The following is a 20,754-nucleotide window of genomic DNA, read 5'->3' on the forward strand; positions in this document are numbered from 1 at the left end:
AATGTTATTCAACGGCGATTACACCCGTAACAACTTCTTTCATATACCGCGCAAAAGCCGGATATTGTATGCCGTTCAGGCAACAGGAAACGGCCACATTGCACGTGCATTGGAACTAATGCCATTCCTTCAAAAATGCGGCACCGTTGATGTTTTCCTGAGCGGCAGCAACAGCAATCTTTCCTTTGATCTTCCTGTAAAATACAGAAGTAAAGGTGTTAGTCTTTTTTACGGTAACCGAGGCGGATTGGACTACTTGAAAATGATGAAAGACATCAGCCTGAAAAGGATCTGGAAAGAAGCGAATGACCTCCCCGTTGAGAAATATGACATTGTTATAAACGATTTTGAAAGCATTACCTCGCTCGCATGTAAGCTGAAAAAGGTAAAATCTGTAAATTTTGGACATCAGGCAAGCTTTCAATCTTCCAAATCACCAAGACCTTCATTTAAAAACCTGAGCGGCGAATTCATTCTGCGTTATTATGCCACTGCCACTGACTATATAGGTTTGCATTTTGAGCAATATGATGATTTTATTTTCTCCCCGGTTATAAAGAAAGATGTACTGGAAGCGAGCCCGTCAGATAACGGACATATCACTGTGTACCTGTCTCATTACTCAGATGAGGTTGTTGCGCCCCAGCTTCGCAAACTGGATGGTGTGCGTTTTGAGGTATTCTCCAAAAAAGTAAAGACTGCACAAACAACCGGCAACATTACTTTTATTCCTGTGAGTAATGCGGCTTTCAATCAAAGCATGATCACCAGCAAAGGCATTATTACGGGCGCCGGCTTTGAAACACCCGCAGAAGCATTGTATATGGGTAAGAAATTGTTGTGTTTGCCCATTAAAGGCCAATACGAACAATTGTGCAATGCCGAAGCCCTAAAGGGTTTTAATGTACCAATTATAAAATCTATTGATGACAATTTTGCCATTGTTGTGGATCAATGGTTGCGGGAGTTGAACCCACGACCACTTAAGCTTAGCCATTCCACCGCTGAGATTGTCGACATTGCTATTGAACGTGTAAGAAACTTACAGGAAGACTTTGATGCTGATGTGTTGCCGGAAGTGGTGGGGTATGCGTTGTAAACGTTGTACGTTTTAAGTTATACGTTGTACGTTTGGGGTATGACTGGCGAAATTGGAGCAATGTCCTGATTACGGATCGCTTATTGAAAGCTGATTGATTTAGATTCATTGCCGTCTGCTTTAGCTGACGGAACATTGTTGCTCTTTTAATCCGGGCTTTAGCCCACGAACAAAACGGCAGCTAACGATCCAAATTTTACCGAAGGTTCTTCCGTCGGTTTGCTGCTCCCTTTGCGGTCTCTGCGTGAAATCCTTCCAACTTATCTTTTGCAAGTGGTTACCGTAAATTTGATCGCTGGCTTATAAAATACTTTTTGATCCGGCGAGCCGTATTTCTTTACGGGTTCGTTATTCATAATATAGAAAGAACCGTCATCTCCCGTTTCTCCTTGCTGCAATCCTAACGACCAGCGGTTTTGCATGTTCTGGAGCCAGGAAATTTTGTCGTTCGAAGTCTGCAAATTCTTGAATTGTTCAATTTGTTCTACAGGATAGATGAATTCAATGCCTATTACAACATCGTTGAAATCAAAATATATCTTATTCTTTGGAAGCGCAAAATTGTTCCATCCTTTTGCAGTCGCGTACATTACAAGGTTGGTGTCTGTAAGCTCCTTGCCCGGTGCGTGTTTTACATCATCCCATTCATACCAGTGAAGCCTAATTGGCACTTTAAAATTAGAAGTCGTCTCATTCATCAACAGGTTAATATTATCAATATACCCGCTTCTCCCCTTGTTATTCATATATCGCGCTATAATAATAAAGCGCGTCTCGGGCCCCGGTCCAACATACTGTTTAATATTTCCTACCCGCTTGTTAAGTACGACCTGCGTTAGTTTTTTACAGCTTTGCACGACAACCGGAGCCAACACATTGGTCGACTGCTGGAGCTTTATTTCATTTAACGATAAAAGTTCTTTTATAAGAAAAGACCGCTTATCATATCCCAGAAATTCAATTGAAACCTTATCGTTCACATCTACAGAATCTTTTTCCAGGAAGAAATTTCCTAACGAATCCGTGTAGGTGATCTTCGCATTGTTACCGTAAATAATAGTGGCGTAAGTAAGTGGCTTACCGGTGGTAGAATCTACAACCTTGCAGCGGATATCCTGTGCGAAAGAGTGGATACAGCTCAATGTAAGCAGGATGGTGACGAGGCGAAGATTCATACAGTTAATTTTAAATTATACCGGTTAAAACTACAAGATTAAGCATTTTTAATGTAGAGCGCATTTTAAAAACATCCTGATTGTCGCCATTTAAGATCCCTGCCGCAAATCAAAATAATCGGTATTTTATTTGCTGTATCCCTTTTACCATTTATCACTTATAAAACTGAACATTTTGATATTTAAAGTGTTTTATTAATTTTGTGGTAATCTTATTAGCGTACTATAAAGCTAAATGGTTATATAGTTGAATGTGGCTTTTTCTTGCCACTGCATTCCGGAGTTAAACCAAACCATCTGTAAAAGCACCCTCGGGAACGTAGAAAAAACAATTATATGACAGCTAGAACAGTTAAACCGGCATTTCCTAAGACTGGAGAAGATCTATTTCTACAGCTAAGACATGAAGTAAACAGAACAGTAAAAGCTTTAGAACCTACCCGAAAAAGAAGAATTAAAATCAAAGCTTATCTGTTTCCTGTACTTTATGTCGTCGCTTATTTTGTGGCACTGATATGGGGAAAGAACCTGGCAATCTTTTATTTAGCCTACTTTGCAATGGGCATTTTCCTCGTCCTTAATTATCTGAATATTGTACATGAAGCAGTTCATGGAACGCTCTTCAGAAGTAATGCAATGAACAAAGCTTATGTTGGCTTTTTCGACCTGATGGGCGCCAACAGCTACATTTTCAAGATCAGGCACGTTAGATTCCACCACAATTATCCAAATATCCAGGGATGGGATACGGACTTTGAACAGAGCCCGCTGGCACGGGTCTTCCCGCATGGCCCGTTTTCAAAAATGCATAAATACCAGCACATATACCTGCCCTTCCTTTACCCGCTTTATCTTTTTAACTGGCTACTGGTAAGGGATTTCAAGGATTTCTTTAAGAAGGATACTATCGTTCGCAAACTTGTTACTGAAATACCCGGAAAGGAATATGTAAAGCTTTTCTTCTTTAAAGCCTTCTTCTTTTTTTACATGCTCGTTCTCCCTGTACTGGTAGTAACCCTGACATTTACGCAGGTACTCATTGGCTTTTTGATTTTTATGTTTACTGCGAGCATATTTTCGTTGTTAGTGCTTTTGTCGCCACATGCAAGCATTGAAAGCGAGTTTCCTATGCCGAATGAAAAAGGACTGTTACCTTCCACCTGGTTCGTCCATCAATTGTCCTGCACCAACGACGTAAAAGAAGATAACTGGTTTACAAGATTTTTTATGGGATGCTTTAATTACCATATTGCGCATCATCTGTTTCCCTCAGTTAATCACGTTTACTATCCGGAGGTAACGAAGACCATCAAACAGTTTGCTGAAAAGAATCAGTTACCTTACCGCACTTACTCTCTGGCTACATCGTTAAAAAACCATTATATACTGCTGAAGAATAATGCCTTTCATGAGAATATTTTTGAGGAGACGATGTAAGGGGTAGTATAGAAGAGCATTTTTTTTACACGCTGGATTTCTCTTCCTGATGAACTGTACGTTTCGGTTTATAAGATTGAAATAAGTAACTGTGTTGCGAATTTTCCTTTTCCGCATTATTGCCGGAAATAATTTATCGTATACATTTGACATAAGTGAGACAGATACTTATTCAATCTTAGAACCTTGCGCCCAATGAATATTTTACTATCTTCTTTTGATGCCTGGTGGCTATCCAAAACCTCCCTTGAACAGATCCTTTGGGGGACTGCAGTTATTGCAACAGTATTACTGGGAATCCAAACATTGACCGGATTTTTAGGAGGAGATCACCATAGCGCCTTTGGCGACGCTGATGATGCAACCGCACACGACGATGGCATACATTCACAGTTCTTTACCGTAAAGAACTTGCTTGCATTCTTTACCATGTTTGGATGGGTGGGTCTAGGCGTTTTCTCCATTTCCAACAATATCACCTACACATTGCTGTCGGCAACCGGCGCCGGCGTAGCCACAATGATACTTATAGCCTGGCTTTTTAAACAGATAAGCAGGCTTCAATATAACGGAACCACAGAATTAAAAAATGCAGTTGGCCAGGTCGCTAAAGTTTACCTGAACATTCCAGGCGGCCGCACGGGTACGGGAAAGGTGCACGTTACCATACAATCGGCCCTAAAAGAACTCGATGCAATTACAGACGATGGGGATGCTCTACCAACCGGATCCAATGCGAAAGTCATCGCCGTTATTACAGATGACACACTTCTCGTTACAAAAAACAATTAATCAACAAATTCACATTTTGTAAAAAATCCCTTATGGAATACATGTTCATTGGCATAATTGCCGTTGTTGTCTTTATTTTTATTTTGATCTTATCCCTTTTCAGACGCTACAAACGATGCCCTTCAGACAGAGTGCTGGTTGTTTATGGTAAAGTTGGCTCAGGACCTGATGGAAACCGTAGCGCAAAATGTATTCACGGCGGTGCAGCCTTTATCTGGCCCATTATCCAGGACTATTCATTTCTTGACCTTACACCCATTTCGATAGAAGTAATGTTGGCAAATGCCCTGAGTAAGCAAAATATCCGCGTGGATGTTCCTTCGCGTTTCACTGTGGGCATTTCGACAGAACAGGGCGTTATGCAAAATGCAGCAGAACGTTTGCTTGGCATGCAGCGTCCGCAAATACATGATCTTGCAAAAGACATTATTCTCGGTCAGATGCGTTTGGTTGTCGCGATGATGGACATTGAGGAGATCAACAACAATCGTGATAAATTTCTTACCAATATAGCGGGCAGTGTTGAGACTGAATTGAAAAAGATCGGTCTGAAAATGATCAATGTAAACGTCACTGATATTAAAGATGAGAGCGGATATATTGAGGCATTGGGTAAAGAAGCTGCTGCTAAAGCCATTAATGAAGCCAAAATAAGCGTTGCCGAACAGGAAAGATCTGGCGACATTGGTAAAACGCAGGCTGAAAAAGATCGTGATATTAAGATTGCAGAAACGTATCGCGACCGCGACAGCCAGGTTGCCATCGCCACAAAAGACAAGGAAATCTCAATTGCGGCAGCTAAAAGAGATGAAAGCATTGGTAAGATAGAAGCAGAAAGAGACACCCGCATTAAATCTGCGGAAGCCAATGCGGATGCTGTTAAAGGTGAAAACCTATCGCGCATACAGATTGCCAATTCAGAAGCAGAAAAAAGAGAAAGAGAGGCCGAAGCGTTGAAACGTGCTATGGCGGCAGAAAAAGTGCAGGCAGCAATGGCATTGGAAGAGGCCTATACCGCAGAAAGAAAAGCGGAAGAAGCTCGCGCCGAAAGAGACAGGGCATCGCAAAATGCCAATATTGTGGTTGCTGCAGAAATTCAGAAACAACGTGCTATTATTGAAGCACAGGCTGAAGCAGAAAAAATCCGCGAAAAAGCAAAAGGTGAGGCTGATGCCATTTTCGCGAAAATGCAGGCCGAGGCAAATGGTATGTTTGAAATATTGACGAAGCAGGCTGAAGGTATGGACAGGATTGTTAAAGCAGCTGGAAATAACTCAAAAGACGCCGTGTTATTGCTAATTGCTGACAAGCTACCAGAACTGGTTAAAATGCAGACCGAAGCAATTAAGAATATTAAGATTGACAAAGTTACCGTTTGGGAAAATGGTAAAGGTGATGGACAATCTTCAACATCAGGTTTTATCTCAGGTTTGTACAAGTCTGTACCGCCGTTGAAAGATATTTTTGATATGGCGGGAATGGATTTGCCCGAATATCTTGGAAAAGGCAAGCAAAATGATCATTACATTTCAGACCTGCCTGCAAAACCAGATAACGTAGAATAATCAAATAAGCTTCTCGATACACGCATATACCGCGTAAACTCATTTTTTCTAAGTGGTGGCATTTGTTTGCACGAGCGAATAGAAGTCGCCACTTATCATTAGTTAGTGCTGTTCTTTTCCATATATTCATGTCTTCGTTCAACCTTGCGGAACATAAAATTTTAAAAATAAGAGGATGCAATTCAAGAAAGCAGCAACACTTCTCCTGTTAGGCATAGGCCTTTTTTCAACAACCTATGCACAAAAAGTCAAGAAAACAGTCTTTGTAATTGTTGATGGAATTGCATCCGACCTGATTGAAAAATTACCTACACCCAATTTGCATGCTATTGCAGGCAAACAGGGTTTTTCAAAATCTTATGTGGGCGGAATAAAAGGCAGCTATTCAGAAACACCTACAATTTCTGCGGTTGGTTACATTAGTGAACTCACCGGCACATGGGTAAATAAACATAATGTCTGGGACAACGACATAGCTGCACCGAATTATAATTACTACACGATATTCCGCTACTTGAAGCAACAATATCCATCCAAGAAGACAGCGATATTCTCCAGCTGGGAAGATAACAGGACCAAGCTTGTTGGCGATAAATTTGCGCAAACCGGCAATATCGCAGTTGATCATCATTACGATGGACTGGAAAATGACACGGTAAACTATCCGCATGATAAAAAACGCGACTTTATGAGTAACATTGATGAAAGCGTTTCGCAACATGCCGCGGATTATATAAAAAGCGATGCACCAGACCTTACCTGGGTTTATCTTGAATATACAGATGACATGGGTCACATGCACGGTGACAGTCCGGAATACTATAAGGCAATTGAACTTGCAGATAAGCGCGTTGGCTACTTATGGCAGGCCATTCAATACAGAGAAAAGAATTTTAATGAAGATTGGCTGATCGTAATTACGACTGATCATGGCCGCGATAAAGCGACCGGAAAAAATCACGGAGGACAAAGTGATCGCGAGCGTGCAAGCTGGATTGTTACCAATGCAAAAAGCCTGAACGAAGAATTTAAAGAACCTCATTTATCCGCCGTTGATATAATGCCATCAATTGCTAGGTTTATGGACATCAACGTTCCTCAACAAAATGCGTTTGAAGTGGATGGTATTCCTTTCATTGGGGAAATTTCTTTTATTCAGCCCGCCATTTCCTTTGCAGATGGAAAGGTGAATATAAACTGGAAGGCAATTCAGAAGAAAGGTGATGTAAAAGTTTTTGTCTCTACTACCAATCAGTTCAAAAAAGGCGGAAAGGATGAATATACAGTGTTAGGTTCGGCACCTTTGGCAGGCCAAAAAGCTTCATTCAAGCTACCCGAAAGCAGCACTGGGTTTTATAAAGTGGTTTTACAGGCGGACGGAAATAATTATAATTATTGGAGTGGGAAGAGTCCTGAGTAGTTTTCTAATTGACAGTGGATAATTGAAAATGAAAGGCGATTAACCACAGAAGCCACGGAGTTTTTTTCACGGAGTTGGGGAAGTAAAATTGTTGTACATCTCTGATGTCTGATTTTTTGATCGCTGATTTATCTCATGTGCGGCATAGCAACCGGTCACAGACAGCGCTTCTCTTACGGTCTTACGATCTTACTGTCTTACGGTCTTAATGCCGTACATCTCTGACGTCTGATTTTTTGATCGCTGATTTATCTCATGTGCGGCATAACAACCGGTCATAGACAGCGCTTCTTCTTACGGTCTTACGATCCTACTGTCTTACGATCTTAATGCCGCACATCTCTGATGTCTGATTTTTTGATTGCTGATTTATCTCATGTGCATAGCAACGAGTCACAGACAGCGCTTCTCTTACGGTCTTACGATCTTACGGTCTTACGGTCTTAATGCCGCACATCTCTGATGTCTGATTTTTTGATCGCTGATTTATCTCATGTGCATAGCAACGAGTCACAGACAGCGCTTCTCTTACGGTCTTACTGTCTTACGATCTTACTGTCTTATTAGCCACAGAGGCACTGAAGCACAGAATTTCTCATTACAAGAAATACTCTGTGCTTTTTTATTTTGATGATCAGCGGTGTACTCTGTGAAAAAAAACTCCGTGGCTATCTGTGGTAAAAAATTTTCACCTCGGTAGCCCATCCGCTTTCAATTGTCCCTTTTCAATTTTCAATTAATTATTTTCTACCGTCTTATGTAATTCTCTTCTTTTCAGCATCAGGCAATTATAAAACCACCTGACATGCAGCGACTACTGGTAATTTTATTCCTGGCTTTACCGCTTATTGGCATTACTCAAATTGACTGGAAAAACCTAAAGAAGAAAAGCGATGATATTTTTACATATCGCGTTACCACTGCAGAAGCAGAGAAATATATCAAGCTGGATAGCATTCCTGTTGACGTGTTCCTCCCCAGAAAGCCCGATTATGTTTTAAAGAGATATTACGATCAGGATAGTTTACCAACCGGCCATTACATATTATTGTCTGTTGACGACATCAACATCAAAGCAGAAATCATTAACGTCACCCGCCTTTATGTATCACCCACCGTAAACCGGAATGTACCTCAAATTCAGATCAGAAATACCAATGGAGGATTTGTGACCAATGCACAAGTTTGGGATAACGGACATAAAACAACATATATTCCACAGGCGCAGGCATATCGTCTGAAGAAAAAAATTCGTGATGAGGTTGCCATAAAAATATTTGCACCGGGAGATTCCACATTCCTGATCCTTAATGGAGATAATTTTCAACCCTATTCCTACAAAAAACATTTCCCCGATACACGTGTTGGAAAAGTAATAACATGGCTTCCCAGAAAAATATCGCCCTCGCATGCTTATCATAAATACTCAGACAACAACAAGGCAGCCGGCGCCAGGGGTTACATATTGTTCAATCAACCAAAATACAAGTTAACCGACACTGTTAAGCTAAAGGCATATATCATAAATAAACATCAGAAGCAATACACGAACAACCTCCGTTTGTATTTACAATTCTATAAAAATGGCAGTGCCAAATCCCAGCTGCTTTCAACCCTAAGCCCTTCCTCTCCGGGGGCATATGTCTATAGCTTTCCGCTGCATGACTCGTTACCATCAGATGCAACGTTATCAATCGTCTTTAAAACAGAAAAAGAAGACTATGTGTTAAGCGGAAATTTTAAAACAGAAGACTACCTGCCTGATGAAATCTCAACTTACAATTTCACTTCTACCAGGAAAGATTATTTCTACGGTGACAGTCTATTGTTTGAAGCATCAGCGCAAGATGCCAATCATCTCACACTATTGGATGCTTCTGCAAAATTGATCCTAACTACCTCCACCGTTTCAAAATTTTATGGAAATCAACAATACATTGCTGACACAATCTACACTGAACAAAAAAAATTGCTTACTGAAGGGAAAACACCATTTGTGGTGCCAGTCAAATATTTACCTGCTGCCGATGTCACCTTAAAAGCTTTGCTGCAATTCCGCAACAGTAATAACGAGCTGCATGAACAAACACTCACCTTAACATACAATGCTCAAAAAGAACAATTAGTTACCTGGATTACGAATGACACATTGTACGCAGATTATCGTATCAACAACAAAAGTGTAAATACTGTAGCCAGCATGGAAATGGATGGCAATTTCAGTAAGGAGCAGGAAGTAGGCCTGCCTTATAAAAGCAAAATTGATCCTTTCGCAGAAAGCTATAATTTCTTTATTGAGAAAAAAGATTCAGGGAGTTTATATTCCTCTATCGATATTCCGGCCAACTACAATGTTCCATTTTCAAGAATAAGCAGCAGCGACACGATAGGTTTCTCTCTGTACAACAATTACAAGATACCGGTTAGTTATCTGGTATTGGATGGAAAAAAGATTGTAGCGTCTGGAACAGACAGCACTTCTGTTATTACCTGGGAAAAGAAGATGACTCTAAAACATAAAGGGTACACCGTTCTATGGCAATATGTATGGGGTGGCAAACAAAAGGAACAACAGGATCGAATAGGTTTACTTTACAGTAAGCTGAACATAGAAGTCAACACTTCCGCTTCCGTTTATCCCGGTCAGCAGGATGCTGTTAAGATACATGTGAGCGACTACAAACACACGCCCGTTCCTAACGTCAACCTGGCCGCCGTTAGTTACAACAGTCAGATCACAAAGAATTTTTATGTTCCAGATCCACCTTATACAGATAAACACAAAATAAAATCGTTGCGCACAAAGGGCGTTTATGAAAACGATGATCATGATCCATACTTTTCAAAAAAATATTTATTGGGCAAGCACCAGCAATGGAAAAGAATATTCGGAGTAGACAGTATCTTTTACTACAAACTTTTGTTTCCTGAAAAAGCTGTTACGGATGTGACTACGCGCATCACCAGCTACCTGCCACAGGTAAGCATTCATGTTACGGATAATGGTATCCCCCAATCAATCGCTCTTTTATATATCAACCGGGGCTTTATGTACATGGAAAGTTCAGCAGATACAAGTGAATATTGTTTTCAGGCTTCCACGAGCTTCATAAAAGTGGGTGTGCGTTTACGCAATTGTTTTTTTGAAGTGGACAGTATCTATATGCAACCCAATTATAAACATGATGTAGTAATTGACATGAGTAAGCTGGCGAAGGAAAAAATAAAACCCATGCCGGAATATTTCACAACGGAGGAACGAAAACTAATTGAGAAACAAATGATGCGCGTAAGAAATAACTATGGTTATTTATGGCAGGGTACTAAAGTCACGCGGCTTTCCGGTCAAGACATGATGATAGGGCCATTCAATGATTACGATAGCCTGCATTTCTATCAGCCTGCAAATTATGATCTGCATTTTGTAAGAGAAAATGGATATGAATACAATTTCTCGCCAAAGATCTTACGCCTCGAAAGAAAACCAATATATGCTGCATCTGCGAAAAAGATCATGATAAATGAAACGTTGAAAAGCTGGAACAAATGGGGTGACACATTATCACTAGTACCTGTCATCAATTATGAAAAGGTTGAAATACATGAACCATACATTGCCGATGTTCCGCAGAATATAACCAGAGCGACAAAAACAGGTCACCTGCTATTCACCGCGGGAAAAGACAGTACGCTCAACCCTGTTGCAGCCAGAAATATTCGCCGGATAGCTTTGGTTCCAATTATGGAAAATGGTCAGCAGCTTGTCGCAACTGTTACAGGAAGATATGCATTCACCAAAATAGAGGCCGGCGAATACATGCTATATCTTATTGATAGCAGATGGAACACAGCATCCGGTAAAATTCAAATTCGGCAAAATAGGACATTGTGTATCGCGACTGAGAACTGGAAGTTCGCTGCCAATGATCCGATCGTTAAGCAATTGGAGTATGAAACAAAAAGAAGAAGGAAGACTGATAATAATCCAATAAAAGTACCCGTTACCGGCAACAAACCACAATCCGGAAAGTTGTCAAAAGGTTCATCTTCGCTAACAGGAAACATAACAGATAGTATTTCAGGAAAACCTGTTCCCTATGCCCTCGTCCGGATCCATGATAATTTCACCAACGGGCAAACTGATGTGGCGACTGACAGCAACGGAATATTTCACGTACAACAGATTTTGGAAGGAACTTATAATGTTTCAGTATATGCATTAGGTTACAACGAAAAGTCGTTGATTATTTCCCTCTCTAAGGGAGAGGACTATTTTTTGCAGCAACGGCTGTCTATAGGACAGTTGAGCTTAAATGAGGTGGTAGTAGTTGGCTATGGCGTGAGTAGAAAATCCGACATAACAGCATCAATAAGTTCTGGCAAAACCAGCAATTTGCTCTTCCTCCAGGGAAAAGCAGCCGGTGTTTACGTGGGCTATGCCGCAACGGCCAATTCAATCAGCATAAGGGGATTAAGGACTTTTTCCGCAAGTGAAAAACCTTTGTATGTAGTTGATGGCATTTTATATGAAGACCTTCCTGCCAGCATTTCTCCGGACACAATAGCCAGTGTGGAAGTAATGAAGAGCACTGAGGCATCTGCGATTTATGGCGCCCGGGCTTTTAACGGTGCCGTAATTATTACAACAAAAAAAACAGCCGGAGGAATGAGAAAAAACTTTAGAGATTACGCGTTCTGGCAGCCAAATCTTATTACAGATAAAAATGGACAGGCGTCATTTTTCGTAAACTACCCGGATAACATAACGGGGTGGGAAACATATGTGATTGCTATCGACAAAAAGCTTAGAACGGGAAAAGCGATGTTGTTTACGCAATCCTTTAAGCCATTGCTCGCGCAACTTAATACGCCGCAATTTCTTATAGAAGGCGATTCAGCTGTTCTTATCGGAAAAGCAATGAACTACACAAATGATTCTTACAAAGCCCAACTTAGCTTTAGCTTACAACAAAAACAATTGTTACAAAAAAAACAGGATCTTGAAGCAAAACAATCTACCATAACACGATTACCGATATTGGTACCCACCAATTCAGATTCATTGCTGGCAGCATTTGAATTGCAGTCGCAAACAGGTTTCAAAGATGGAGAGGAAAGAAAAATCCCGGTCCTCAAGAAAGGTATTGAAGAAACCAAAGGAATATTCTGGCAACTGCATAGAGACACCACCGTAACCTTTACAGCTGATGCCAACGCCCAGAATGTAGAAATAAGTATTTTGAATAACGGCCTGGAGCTTATGTTGAAGGAAATTGAACATCTAAAAGACTATCCTTATGCATGTATGGAGCAAACTGCCTCCAAACTTCGGGGGCTATTAATGGAAAGGCAGATAAGAGAATATTTGTCACAATCATTTAAAGAAGATAAAACGATCAACCTGTTATTGAACAAACTGCAAAAAGCACAACATTTTGATGGGAGCTGGAGCTGGTGGGAAAATGGCCGGTCAAGCATCGACATCACATGCTACGTAATCAATGCGTTATTGCCGGTGCGATCGCAACAACTTGTCGGAACCAGTATAAGGAATGGCCTGTTGTACTTGCAAAGCCAACTTCCCACATTAAACCGAAAAGAAATGTTGACAGCTTTGCTTACGTTATCTGAAGCAGGTCATTTCATGGAATACGGACCTTATCTTAAAACAATTCCGTTCGATTCAATAAGCGTTCACGGACAATGGCAATATGTGCGTATCATGCAAAATCTCAAAGCTGACTATTCAAAGCAGTTGAACTACCTTATCAACAAAGGTACGCGCGGTATACTTGGCGGGCTGCATTGGGGCGATGAAAATTATAGATGGCAAAATAATGCAACCTCAACAACATTGCTTGCACATCAGGTAATCGTTGCAGATAAGAGCACGCAATCGTTGCAGCCAAATATTACACAATATTTTATGGAGCAGCGAAGAAACGGCTATTGGCGCAATACTGTTGAGAGTGCAGGAATACTGTCTGCGATTTTACCTGTGCTGCTGAATGAAAACAAGAAAATCGCAGCACCGGCAACCATCAGCGTTAGCGGTGACACAAGTTTTACAGTTACTCATTTTCCATTTCATCTTAAAACAGGCGCAAATAAAACGCACCTGGAATTACAAAAGACAGGAGGCGGTATTACTTATGCCAGTATTTATCAAAAGTTATGGAATCCGCAACCACAGATAAATAAAGAACTATATAACATTTATACAGCGTTTACAGCAAACGGACAAGAAATGGAAACTATTAAGGCCGGCGAGAAAGTAAAAATGATCATTACCATTGAGGTTGAAAAAGAAGCAGAATATGTAATGATAGAAATTCCTATACCCGCAGGTTGCACCTATGCAGAAAAAAGCCAGGACAGCTGGCAAACGCACAAAGAATTCTTTAAGAATAAGGTTGCTTTGTTCGCTGGGCACCTTGCGGTAGGCAAACACAAATATGAAGTTGAACTGGAAGCAAGATATACAGGAAGTTATACGTTAAATCCCGCAAAAGTTGAATTGATGTACTTTCCAACGTTCTATGGAAGAAATGAGATGAAAAAAGTTTCAATTAATTGACAATTGAAAAGGGAAAATTGAAAATGAAAGGCGATTAACCACAGAAGCCACGGAGTTTTTTTCACGGAGTTACAGAGAGTTTTTGCCATATAAACACAAAAGCACAGAATTTCCAATTAGACGGAAAATTCTGTGCTTTTTAATCTTATTAAACGTTAACCGTGTACTCTGTGAAAAAAACTCCGTGGCTATCTGTGGTTAAAATTTTCAGTGCCTACTGGTTCTTATTCCTTCATTTTCAACTTTCAATTCTCAATTTTCAATTCTTCTTCACAATCTTAATCTCTGGCCCATTCGCAAATGCCTGCCAGTTTTTTTCTGCTTCTTCAGCAGTTATTGTGCCTTCATACACCAGCATTCTATATTTTAATACATGATCTTTTCCCGGTGTAAGAGTCCAGTCCTTGTTTCTTGTGGGGCTAAAGCTAAAGAACACATCTCCCCTGCCGTTCATCTTCTCGGGCCATACGCGCATTGGCTCAGGATAATTATAGTTGGCCGGAAATGACATGAATAAGATTCCGGAATGGCCATTGTTAATCGCGCCATCCAACATGCACCAACGCGCGGTGGATGCATCAGCATCTTTTCTTGTTTTGTTTTCAGAAGTCAGCACTTTGCTGTTGTCATCGTTCCATTGCTCTGTAGCGCGATAGCCAAATCCGCCATAGCGGTATTCTTTAAGAAAAACAGTATCAGTAGTTGCGCAGTTTAAAACGGAAGTAAAATCCCATAACCATTTTTTATCGCCAATGTTATAAACACGCACATCCCATTCTTCATTCATGGCCACTTTTTCTCCCGCAGGATCGTTCAACACCACATGCTCCTGTAAAGCTTTAAAACCACCAAATACAGCACCCTCGTCTTTAGAGATAAATTTCGCAAAACGCACTGTGCCTTCTTTCTTTACCAGGTTCCAGAAGTCAACAATTTTTCCGCGGAAACTAACTTCAGTCCATGGATTCCACAATCCGAAATGATGATAATGATCCGGTGCATTGATGCGTGTCATTACATTTCCATCCGGCGACCAAAGCGGGTGTATAAAGCCGCTGCGTTTAAATACAGTATCAACGCCTTGCGGCGGATACATCGTTGCATAGTTGTACTGTAGTACTTTTTTCCCGGCATCGGTTACAAGCAGTGTACCGTTTTCATCTTTGATGCCAATCTTATCTTGCCCAGAGCCGTCAGGCATGTCGGCTCTACGTTTCTGTAATTCAAAAACACCTTCCTTGTTTGTTGGCTGCATCATCCACCATAAAAAGCGATGATATCTTTTTTCGATCTGGAAAGGGACAGGCGTTCTCTTGCCTTTACTTACTTCTACAAGTTGCAATGTTGAATCCGCATCCTTTGTTAACGGATCCAGGTCTATGCACACCGGCTCTGCAACATACTGCTGGTGTTGCTTAATACTAAACGTAGCAATTACCTGTGCTTTTGCACACACAGTGGCCAACAGACCGGCGGCAGAAATAAACAATACTTTACGCATAATATTTGTTTAAAAAAAGTGAGCCATTATTAATGACTCACTTTACGACTACTCAACTAACTACCTAAAAAACTATTTTGGTATTGTGGTTAATGGAGGTTGATTGTTTTCAAATCCATCATATCCTTCATTCTGATTTATAACTCCACTCACGTTGGCGTTGATGGCAGCTTGTGGAATTGGCCATAATACATGGTACGGGCTCATTGTGTACTCATCACCATGGTTGGTTTTAACACCTTTGTTATAAAAATCTGTTTTCTCCATTATGCGATCATAGAAGAAATTACTTTTTGAAAAGTTTTGCATATTGTACGTTTTACCGTTGTATGCAGGCTTACCCGTTTGTGCAAGGATGTATGAGATACGCGTAAGTTCAACCTTTCTTGGTTCTTCCCAGTACAATTCACGTGCGCGTTCATCGAGAATGGTTCCGATGTTTACATCAGATGCGCTGATCGGAGCACAACCAGCTCTTGTTCTTACCTTGTTGATGTCATCTGCTGCCTGCTGCAACTGACCTTTCCAGAAATACGCTTCAGCTCTCAACAAATACGTTTCTGCCAAACGGAACACATACCAGTCGCTGTGACCACCACTTGGATTAGCATTTTCAACATCCGGAACATACACTTTGTAATGCGGCCAATCAAACCAGCTTCTGATAGTATCTATGCAAAGTATCTTACCGGAGTCATTATACAATTGCAGATTTTTTAAATAATACGGATCATTTAAAGTCTTTAATGCAGGATTATTATACACCAGGTCCTGCATGCGCATCCAGTTTCCTTTTGCGTGACGAAGGTCATTAGAATCTGTCCAGATCATATGCGTAGAGTACCAGCTTCCGCGGCAGCGGCCAATACCGCGACCAACAGCTGTGATCTGCTCATAATCCAGGCTTGGCGTATTCTTTTTCAGAGCATCTGTCGTGCCTTTATTTCCCGCAGGAGTATTAATGTTGGAATGTTCAAAAGGTACATTCTGACGCATGGTTGAGCCACCTCCGCTAAAGTCGCCATTGTTTTTGTAACCTTCTTTATCTATTACCAATAAAATTCCTTCAGTGTTTTCTGAACGTGATTTATTTAACGGACGATGTAGGTCCCAAATAACATTTCTGGTGGCGTCATCTTTATCCACGCCAAATCTTTGCGTCATCAATGCATAACCTCCACCATCGATCACGCTGCTGGCAGCAGCAATGGCATCATCAAATTTGCCCAGCGACAAGTCTATCTTCGTAAGCAAATGGGCAACAGCCGCTTTGTTTACAGAACCACGATCTGTTTTGGCGGGAACCCACGCCAGCGCGGAATCCAGCTCAGCCTTCATTTCCTGTAACACCACTTCTCTCTTTACAGAAGCGAAGTCAACTTTCGGTGTGCTCAGCAGAGACAACGTAACAGGAATATCGCCAAACTCATGACAAAGCATATAATACCTGTAGGCACGATGAAAATAAGCTGTTCCTAACATGGCGTTACGCTCATCGGGAGATTTCCACTTAGGAAGATCTATGTATGTCACTACTGCGTTCGCATTCTTTATCGCTTTATAAGATTCTGTCCAATACCAACCGATGCGGTTATAGTCAGTGCTGTTCAAGTTTGCGGTAGGCGTAATTTGGAGATTCATGTTTTGAGCCGGACCGGATTTATCGGTTGTTCCCTCTACTGCTACATCAGAAAAAATGAGCTGACTAATAATCGGTGACCCGTCTCCAAAAAATTCACTGCGTAAGCTCGCTTCGCAGGAAATTAACATATCCTGCATACCCGCAGCCGTTGATAAAGTGTTGTCCGGCGTATAAAAAGAGAGTGGCTTAGGTTCGAGAAATTCTTTCTTACAGCCGGTGATCGTTGCTATAGCGACCGCAGCGGATGCAACTATATATAGGGGTTTTGATAATCTATTTTTCATAAAAGCATTTTTAGGTAATTAAACAACCAGCCTTAAAGTGTTACGTTGATGCCTGCAGTATAGATTCTTGGCGTAGGGCCAAAAGTTGGACCTGAAGAAGGTTCCGGATCCCAATACTTCCAGTTTGGTGAATACACTGCTGCGTTCTTAATGGTGAAATAAAACTTGGCATCCTGTACACTGATCTTTTTAAGGAACGTTTTAGGAATGTTGTAGCCAAAGCTTATGTTGTCCAGGCGAATAAATGAGCTCTTCTTATACACGCTGTAAGATGCACCACCATCGCTTGACGCCAAACGCGCGTAATCGTTGATCGGGTTTTGTGGTGTCCAGAACGGGAAGGTGTAAGAGTTTACACGATCAGGAAACGCTGCGCTTCTGTTCTTCGCCTGATCGAAAGCATTCATCTGACCCCAATAAGAATATACAAGGAATGAGAACGTAAAGTTTTTGTAGAAGGTGAATTCATTTCTTAATGTCCACCTGAAGCGTGGTTCTTTGAAGCCCAGGAATTCCCTGTCTGCATCAGTATACTTGCCATCATTGTTTACGTCTTTTACGTGAAAGTCACCAGGATAAACACCATATTTTTTAGCCTGTGCAGAGTCCGGTGTTTGCCAAACGCCCAGCACGCGCTGATCCCATATTGCATCAAGAGAATGACCAATAAACCATTTGTTTACTGCATCGTCACCTTCTTTATAACCAATTACTTTTCCGTTGGCATCTTTAATTGCAACCTGGTTACCGTACAGGTGAACAATCTCGTTCCTGTTCAAAGAAAAGTTGGCAGAAGTATTCCAGGTAAAGTTGTTACGCTGAATGTTTCTTGTGTTCAGATTTATCTCAATGCCCTTATTGTCTACCTGTCCGATATTTGTCCAAACAGACGTAAAACCGGTTACATCAGGCAGCGTTCTTTTTGCAAGCAGATTTGTTGTAGAGCTTTTGTAGACATCTATGCTTCCATCAACTCTGTTTTTAAGAACAGTGAAGTCTAAGCCCAGGTTAAATGAAGCTGTTTGCTCCCATTTAAGTTTGGGGTTAGGCATATCGTTTACATTTAACTGTGTTACCTGCTGTACAGAACCATTTTGCAGAACATGCAGATATTTAGATGTAGTAAGGTCAGCCAACGCTGAATATCTACCGATATCCCTGTTACCATTTAAACCATAACTAACACGCAACTTACCGTAGTTGAGCCAATTGGTTTTTACAAAAGATTCATTGGTGAATACCCAGCCAAGTGCGGCTGAAGGGAATGTTGCATATGGCTCTGCCTGGCCAAATGCTGAATAACCATCTCTACGCACTGTAGCAGTCAACATATACCTGTCTTTATATGAATAGAACAGGCGTGCCATTAATGCATTTGCAGTACCTACTTCATCACCAAGGGTCCCTGTTTCATCATTGTAATCTCCGGTGTTACCAATTGAAGGATTTATACCTGATGCCATGTTATGATATCCCAAAACATCAGAAGGGCTAAATCCATTGTTGTTCATATAGCTGCGCCATACCTGGTATTTCTCGGCGTTCGCAAGCAATGTTACGTCCAGGTGATGTCTGCCAAAATCTCTTGACCAGTTGATCAGGTTATCGACCTGCCATTGATAGATCTGCCTGTCCTGGCGCGTTGCAAGACCTCCCAAAGGAGCCCATTCCTGGTATGCAGAATTTTGTGCCTGGTAAAACTTGAACCATTCAAATCTTGGCGTAAAGTTTACCTGGTATTTGATACCGAACGGCAATGCAACCTTGGCGTAGATATTGGAGTTTAAAGAGTAGTATCTCTTTAATTTGTCTGTGTATTTAGGCGCAGTGAACGGTACTTTACCACCACTCGCTTCATCGTTTGGAATATAACGATAGTCAGATGAGTCATCTTTGTAAACAGATCCCCATGGAGAGTTAGGACTGATCACGGTCCAGTCAAAAGGCACTGCACTTTCGTCTCTCACGCTGAACTGCGTGTTTGTACCAACACTAAGAAAATTGGTCACTTTTGCTTCAAGGTTCAAACGGGTGCGCGCAACATTGTATTCATCGTTCGTAACAATGCCTTTGTTATCCATATAACCAACTGACCAGAAATAAGACAAGCCGTCTTTTCTGCCGGATAAACTTAAGTTATAATCTTGTCTTAGGCCATTCTGAAACACCATATCATACCAGTTCTGCGAAACACCTTTTTTGTAGTTGGCAACTTCCACCGGTTGAAGGCCGAGACGTTGTAACCAGATAACCACAGGATCTGAGTTTGGAGCTGATGCATCATAAGCCAGCCAATCTTGAAGAGATACGTCTGAAGGCAGCGTCCTTGGATCATCATACTGATAAGGTTTCGCCTTCAGGTTGGTGCTATATTTAACGTTTCTTCTCCATGTGTTCAAAAAATCATCCGGACCATACACCGGCTGGTTTACACTCATTGTTGCCAGACCTGTGCTCGCGTTCACATTTACAACCGGCTTACCTGTTTTACCTTTTTTAGTGGTAACCTGGATAACACCACTCGCCGCTTTGGCACCGTATACCGCAGCAGAGCTCGCGTCTTTCAGTACGTCAATCGTTTCAATGTCATTTGGGTTAATGTCAGCTAACGCACCATAATAGATGGTTCCGTCCAAAACCACTAACGGACTGGAGCTTGCGTTCAACGTGTTTTTACCTCTCACCTGTAAGCCGGCATCACCTTTAGGAGATGTAGCCAGGCCGATGTTCAAACCAGGCACATTGGCTCTTAACAGATCCTGCACAGATGCAGGATGTTCGTTTTCCAATTGAGAAGCCTTTACAGAGGCAACAGCACCCGTAAGATCTTTTTTCTTCGCAGTACCGTAACCGATAACAACTACCTGTTCAAGATTGGACACTTCCGGTTGCATTTTTAAATTAACCTCGCTGCGGCCCTTTACTGCTACTGATTCTTTCTTATATCCAATATTGGAAAAGATAAGAACCGAGTTAGCTGACAGGCCGGTCAATTTAAAATTACCGTTCTCATCTGTAGTGGTGCCTTTTGTTGTACCATCTATGGTTACAGCAACACCAGCGAGTCCCTGCGACTCATTTTCGCCGGTTACTCTTCCATGCACAGAATGGGTTTGAGCAGATGCAATACCCAGGCTGGCAATTGAAATAACACCCAACATGAACAAATAACGGTAGAGTGTTTTCCATTTCATAAGCAATCGTGTTTTTGGGGTGAATGAAAATGTTTACGATCAAAAATTGAAAAGATTGATAGTTGATT

At 41.3% G+C, this 20,754-nt stretch carries 10 protein-coding genes; 6 read left to right on the plus strand and 4 right to left on the minus strand.

Going from position 1 to position 20,754, the window contains the following annotated elements:
* The first annotated feature begins 1 nt into the window (after position 1).
* A complete protein-coding gene (locus QTN47_RS15475) occupies positions 2-1,099 on the plus strand; it encodes a glycosyltransferase family protein (RefSeq protein WP_369330301.1) in 1,098 nt (365 codons plus the stop codon).
* Positions 1,100-1,359: 260 nt separating this feature from the next.
* Here QTN47_RS15475 and QTN47_RS15480 read toward each other — a convergent pair whose 3' ends face one another.
* The gene (locus QTN47_RS15480; protein ID WP_369330302.1) at positions 1,360-2,274 is read right to left on the minus strand and encodes a carboxypeptidase-like regulatory domain-containing protein; all 915 of its coding nucleotides are present in this window, start codon (positions 2,272-2,274) and stop codon (positions 1,360-1,362) included.
* A gap of 336 nt (positions 2,275-2,610) precedes the next feature.
* On the opposite strand from QTN47_RS15480, the gene QTN47_RS15485 reads away from it, so the two are divergent.
* The 5 genes from QTN47_RS15485 (at position 2,611) to QTN47_RS15505 (ending at position 14,065) form a co-directional block, all read left to right on the plus strand.
* Positions 2,611-3,711: a fatty acid desaturase family protein gene (locus QTN47_RS15485; RefSeq protein ID WP_369330303.1), complete on the plus strand. Its 1,101-nt coding sequence runs from the start codon at positions 2,611-2,613 to the stop codon at positions 3,709-3,711.
* 195 nt (positions 3,712-3,906) lie between these two features.
* A complete protein-coding gene (locus tag QTN47_RS15490) occupies positions 3,907-4,503 on the plus strand; it encodes a hypothetical protein (RefSeq protein WP_369330304.1) in 597 nt (198 codons plus the stop codon).
* Positions 4,504-4,535: 32 nt separating this feature from the next.
* Positions 4,536-6,068, plus strand: coding sequence for a flotillin family protein (locus QTN47_RS15495; protein WP_369330305.1), 1,533 nt, complete (start codon positions 4,536-4,538; stop codon positions 6,066-6,068).
* Between the two features lie 175 nt (positions 6,069-6,243).
* A complete protein-coding gene (locus QTN47_RS15500) occupies positions 6,244-7,488 on the plus strand; it encodes an alkaline phosphatase family protein (protein ID WP_369330306.1) in 1,245 nt (414 codons plus the stop codon).
* Positions 7,489-8,293: 805 nt separating this feature from the next.
* The gene (locus tag QTN47_RS15505; RefSeq protein WP_369330307.1) at positions 8,294-14,065 is read left to right on the plus strand and encodes an alpha-2-macroglobulin family protein; all 5,772 of its coding nucleotides are present in this window, start codon (positions 8,294-8,296) and stop codon (positions 14,063-14,065) included.
* Between the two features lie 259 nt (positions 14,066-14,324).
* Here the strand turns inward: QTN47_RS15505 and QTN47_RS15510 are convergent, their stop codons facing one another.
* The 3 genes from QTN47_RS15510 to QTN47_RS15520 form a co-directional block, all read right to left on the minus strand.
* Positions 14,325-15,566: a DUF6807 domain-containing protein gene (locus QTN47_RS15510; protein ID WP_369330308.1), complete on the minus strand. Its 1,242-nt coding sequence runs from the start codon at positions 15,564-15,566 to the stop codon at positions 14,325-14,327.
* Positions 15,567-15,638: 72 nt separating this feature from the next.
* Complete coding sequence (locus QTN47_RS15515; protein WP_369330309.1) at positions 15,639-17,492, minus strand: RagB/SusD family nutrient uptake outer membrane protein; 1,854 nt, start codon at positions 17,490-17,492, stop codon at positions 15,639-15,641.
* A gap of 32 nt (positions 17,493-17,524) precedes the next feature.
* Positions 17,525-20,686 (minus strand): SusC/RagA family TonB-linked outer membrane protein, encoded by a 3,162-nt coding sequence (locus QTN47_RS15520; protein WP_369330310.1) that lies wholly within the window; start codon positions 20,684-20,686, stop codon positions 17,525-17,527.
* Positions 20,687-20,754 lie beyond the last annotated feature (68 nt).

It is taken from the genome of Danxiaibacter flavus, from assembly GCF_041060425.1.
Classification (GTDB): Bacteria; Bacteroidota; Bacteroidia; order Chitinophagales; family Chitinophagaceae; genus Danxiaibacter; species Danxiaibacter flavus.